We start from the raw sequence: 4,703 nt of genomic DNA, 5'->3' as shown, positions 1-4,703 counted from the left end.
CCGTCGGCCCGCGGCGGACCGACACGACGAGGCCCGGCCCCCGTCGGGGGCCGGGCCTCGTGACGTCGTGCGTGCGGTCAGACGGTCGGGACGTCGCGGCCGAGCGAGATCGCGACCATGTGCTCGCGCGGGACGACCTTGACGCGCTCGCGGCCGTGCGGCTCGCCGAGGGACCTCTCCCACGCGTCGAGCAGCTCCCAGCCGGTCCACGTGATGACGTCGACACCGCGCGCGGCGAGGAACTCGTCGACGGCCTTCGGCTCGCGGTCCGTCGCCGTGTAGAACGCGTCGCCGCCCTCGGCGACGTCCTCGCCGAGGTGGCGGATCGTCTCCGACGCGTCCGACTTGGTGTGGCCGATGAGGCCGACCGGGCCGCGCTTGATCCAGCCCGTCGCGTACACGCCGGGGATGTGCTCGCCGTCGACGTCCACGACGCGACCCTCACGGTTCGGGATCACGCCCGCGACGTCGTCGAACGGGATGTCGACGAGCGGCGACCCGAAGTAGCCGACCGCGCGGTAGACGGCCTGGACGGCCCAGTCGTGCGTCTGCCCCGTGCCCGTGACGTTGCCGTCGCCGTTGAGCGCGGTGCGCTCGGTGCGCAGGCCGACGACCTTGCCGTCCTCGCCCAGCACCTCGACCGGCTTGTGCAGGAAGTGCAGGTGGATCCGGCGGCTCGCGGTGAGCTCCTCGGGCTCCTTGAGCGTCCAGTCCGTGAGGGTCTTGACCACCTGCTTGGTCTGGTTCGAGGAGTGGATCGCGGCCATCGAGCCCTCGTCGAACTCGAAGTCCTCGGGGTAGACGATGACGTCGACGTCCGGCACGTGCCCGAGCTCGCGCAGCTCGAGCGGCGAGAACTTGACCTGCGCGGGACCGCGGCGGGCGAAGACGTGCACGTCGGTGACGGGCGACGCCTTGAGGAGTTCGTAGACGTTGGCCGGGACCTCGGTCGGCAGCAGGTCGTCCGCGTGCTTCGCGAGGATGCGCGCGACGTCGAGCGCGACGTTGCCGGCGCCCAGGACCGCGACGTGCTGCGCCTCGAGCGGCCAGGTGCGCGGGACGTCGGGGTGGCCGTCGTACCAGGAGACGAAGTCCGCGGCACCGTAGGAGCCGTCGAGGTCGATGCCCGGGATCGGCAGGGCCGCGTCGCGGATCGAGCCCGTGGAGAAGATCACGGCGTCGTAGAACTGGCGCAGGTCGTCGAGCTTGAGGTCCGTGCCGTAGTCGACGTTCGCGAGGAGGCGGATGTCGCCGCGCTCGAGCACCTTGTGCAGCGCGACGATGATCTGCTTGATGCGCGGGTGGTCCGGCGCGACGCCGTAGCGCACGAGCCCGAACGGCGCGGGCAGTCGCTCGAACAGGTCGATGCTGACGTCGAGGTCCGTCTTCGACAGGATGTCGGCGGCGTAGATGCCGGCCGGTCCGGCGCCGACGACGGCGACGCGCAGGGTCGGGGTGCTCACGGGACGGTTCGCCTTCCGATCGGGGAGCGGTCGTCCGCACCGCGGACGGGTGGGTCCAGCGGTGGACGTTACCGGGACGCAGCGGGCATGCCGACGCGGCCGTGCGGCGAACAGTCTAGGTCGGCGGGTGAGGGTCGCCTCACCCGTTTCACGATCTGGACCTCTGGTCCATGATGCAAGACAAGCGTCCGATTCTCCGGTAGAGGCGAGCGCTTACGCTCGACGGGTGCCCGGAACACCCGACGCAGCGGTCCCCGGACCCGCCGCGACGTCCCCCCTCACCCCCGCCCACTCCCCCACCAGCACCCCTGCCGGCTCCCCTGCTGCCGAGACGGCACCGCCCGGTTCCGGCACGACGCCGAGCAGCTCCGCCGACGTGGCGTCGACGCCGCCGTCCGCGCGCGGTGGCCTGGCCGCCGGCATCGCCGCCTACGCGCTGTGGGGCGTGCTGCCCCTGTACTTCCCGCTGCTCGAACCCGCCGGCGCCGTCGAGATCATCGCCCACCGCGTCGTCTGGTCCCTGCTGTTCTGCCTCCTCCTGCTGCTCGTCACGCGGACCTGGACCGGGTTCGTCGCCGCGCTCCGCGACCGCCGCACGCTCGGGCTGCTCGCCGTCGCCGCCGTCCTGCTCGCCGTGAACTGGCTCGTGTTCGTCTTCGGCGTCCTCACCGACCGGGTCGTCGACGCGGCCCTCGGGTACTTCATCAACCCGCTCGTCACCGTCGCCCTCGCCGTCCTCGTGCTCCGCGAACGCCTGCGCCCCGTGCAGTGGGTCGCGCTCGGGTTCGGCGCGCTCGCGGTCGTCGTCATCACCGTCGGCTACGGGCAGCTCCCCTGGATCGCCCTCACGCTCGCGCTCAGCTTCGGGTTCTACGGCCTCATCAAGAACCGCGTCGGACGGAGCGTCGCGGCGATCCCCGGCATGACCGCCGAGACCCTCCTGCTCGCCCCGCTCGCACTCGGGTACCTCGTCGTGCTCGGCGTCGACGGCACCGGGACCTTCGCCGCGTACGGCCCCTGGCACGCCGTCGCGCTCGTCTCGTCGGGCGTCGTGACCGCCGTCCCGCTCCTGCTGTTCAACTCCGCCGCGCGCCGGCTTCCCCTGAGCGTCGTCGGGCTGCTGCAGTACCTCGCGCCCGTCCTGCAGCTCCTCATCGGCGTCCTGGTGCTGCACGAGCAGATGCCCGTGGCCCGGTGGTGGGGGTTCGCGCTCGTGTGGGTCGCGCTCGTCCTGCTCACCGTCGACGGGCTGCGGAACCGGCTCCACGCGCGCACGCGGACCGCCGCGGCCTGACGAGCACCGGGCGTCAACGCCGCGGCACCGTCGCGTCGACCACCACGACCGTCACGTTGTCGCGGCCGCCGGCCGCCAGCGCCGCCGCGACCAGGCGGTCCGCCGCCTCCTGCGCCGACCCCGCCGTGCGCAGCTCGACCTCGATCCTGCGGTCCGTCAGCTCGTCCGTCAGGCCGTCCGAGCACACCACCATCCGGTCGCCCGGGCTCACCGGGAACAGCCACACGTCCGGCCGCACGTCCGACGCGCCGCCGCCGAGGACGCGCGTGACGACGTGCCGCCGCGGGTGACGCGCGGCCGCGTCCGCCGGCACCAGACCGCTCGCGACGAGCTCGGCGATCTCCGAGTGGTCCGCCGTGACCTGCTCGAGCACGCCGCCGATCATCCGGTACGTCCGCGAGTCGCCCACGTTGAGCACGACCCAGCACGGCACGCCCTCGTGCTCCGTGAGGACCACGCCCGTGATCGTCGTGCCCGGTCGGCGCGGCGACGACGACGGGAGGTCCCGGACCCGCGCGTGCGCGTCGCGCAACGTGCCCGCGACCGTCGCGACGTCGGGCGTCGTCCCGACCAGCGGCCGCAGCGCCTCGACGGCCAGGCTGCTCGCGACCTCGCCCGCCTCGTGACCACCCATGCCGTCCGCGACGACGTACACGCCGCCCGACGCGAGGGACGCGTCCTCGTTCGAGTCCCGGCGCCCGCGGTCCGTCGCGACGCCCACGTCGACCCGGACGCCGGCCACGGCCGGCTGCACCGACTCGTCCGACGGGGCCGTCACGTCCACCTCGCAGCGGGGTCGCTCCCCGGCGGAGACCCGCCGTCGGGAGGGCGGTCGGCGACCGCCGCGCTCATGCTACGGCGCGACAAGGGCAGGACGCGGCCGTTCGTCGGGATCGTCCCGGGTGGCGGAAGGGCCGCCCGCCGCTCCCGGGCCTGGGAGCCGTGCGCGTCAGGCGCGCTCGACCCGGGCCGCCCGCTGACCGAAGCGGATCGTCCAGCCCGCCTCCACGACCGCGCGCGTGCCGGGCGTCAGCGCCGCCCCCGAGCCGTCGGGACCGACGAGCACCGTGCCGTTCGTCGAGCCACGGTCGACCACCCAGAGGTGGCCGTCGCCCGTCGGACCGAACGCGAGGTGGATCTTCGAGACCGAGCGCTGCGGGTCGTCGACCGCGACGACGTGCGTGACGCCGGCGTCGGACGGGTCGCGACCGACGAGCCCGTCACCCTCGACGACGACCCGCTCGCCCGTGTCGAACACGAGCCGCAGCAGGCCCGCGGGGGTGCGGTCCGGGGACCGGTCCGCCGCGCCGACGAGGCGCGTGCGCTCGACGTCGCCGGGCCCACCGGCCGTCGGCACCTCGTCGCGCAGGACGGTGTGCTCCAGGTCGCCCAGAACGGACGGCGTGAGCCGCTCGACCGGCGGCGTCGCCGGCTCGCGCAGACGGGTCTGCTCCACCTCGCCGAGCCCGATCGCCTGACCCGGGTCGGTGATCGGCTCGCGCAGACGCGTGTGCTCGATCTCGCCGAGACCGCCGGCAGGAGCGGGACCGGGCTCGGGTGCCGGGGTCGGTGCGGGACGTCGGGCGACCGGCACGAGCGGGATCGTGCCCGTGACCGTCTCGGGCACGTCGACGAGTCCCGGACGCGCGACGACGGGCGCGGACGGACCGGGACGGACCGGCACCGCGTCGATGATCGGGCCCCCGCCGCGCGGGGCGTCGCGGTGCTCGTCCGCGATGCCGGCAGGCACGTCGACGAGACCACCCCCGGGCGCGGAGGGGGGCGACACCATGGGCACGACCGCGGTCGGCGGCGGTCCCTCGACGAACGCGGGCGGCGGTGTCGTCGGTCGATCATCGGCGGCGGTGGCGAACGGCGGCGGCGGTGCGAGCGGCGGCGCAGCAGGTGCGGGCGCGGCGCCGTCCAGCGGTGCCAGCGGGCCAGGA

The 4,703-nt window shown here is 74.4% G+C and carries 4 protein-coding genes; 1 reads left to right on the top strand and 3 read right to left on the bottom strand.

What is annotated here, in order from left to right; translation table 11 throughout:
- Positions 1–77: 77 nt before the first annotated feature.
- On the bottom strand, positions 78–1,463 hold the full coding sequence (locus tag CTKZ_RS16170; protein WP_124343907.1) for an FAD-dependent oxidoreductase: 1,386 nt from the start codon (positions 1,461–1,463) through the stop codon (positions 78–80).
- A 376-nt stretch (positions 1,464–1,839) separates the two neighbouring features.
- On the opposite strand from CTKZ_RS16170, the gene rarD reads away from it, so the two are divergent.
- Positions 1,840–2,757: an EamA family transporter RarD gene (rarD, locus tag CTKZ_RS16165; protein WP_124343908.1), complete on the top strand. Its 918-nt coding sequence runs from the start codon at positions 1,840–1,842 to the stop codon at positions 2,755–2,757.
- Between the two features lie 13 nt (positions 2,758–2,770).
- On the opposite strand, the gene CTKZ_RS16160 is transcribed toward rarD, so the two are convergent.
- Positions 2,771–3,535, bottom strand: coding sequence for a PP2C family protein-serine/threonine phosphatase (locus tag CTKZ_RS16160; protein WP_124343906.1), 765 nt, complete (start codon positions 3,533–3,535; stop codon positions 2,771–2,773).
- A gap of 171 nt (positions 3,536–3,706) precedes the next feature.
- On the bottom strand, positions 3,707–4,703 hold a 997-nt coding region (locus CTKZ_RS16155), incomplete at its 5' end, for an FHA domain-containing protein (protein ID WP_210766398.1).

This window comes from Cellulomonas algicola, assembly GCF_003851725.1.
In the GTDB taxonomy this organism is placed as follows: Bacteria; Actinomycetota; Actinomycetes; order Actinomycetales; family Cellulomonadaceae; genus Cellulomonas; species Cellulomonas algicola.
Note: the sequence above shows the minus strand (reverse complement) of the source record. Positions and strands in the feature narration are given on the sequence as shown.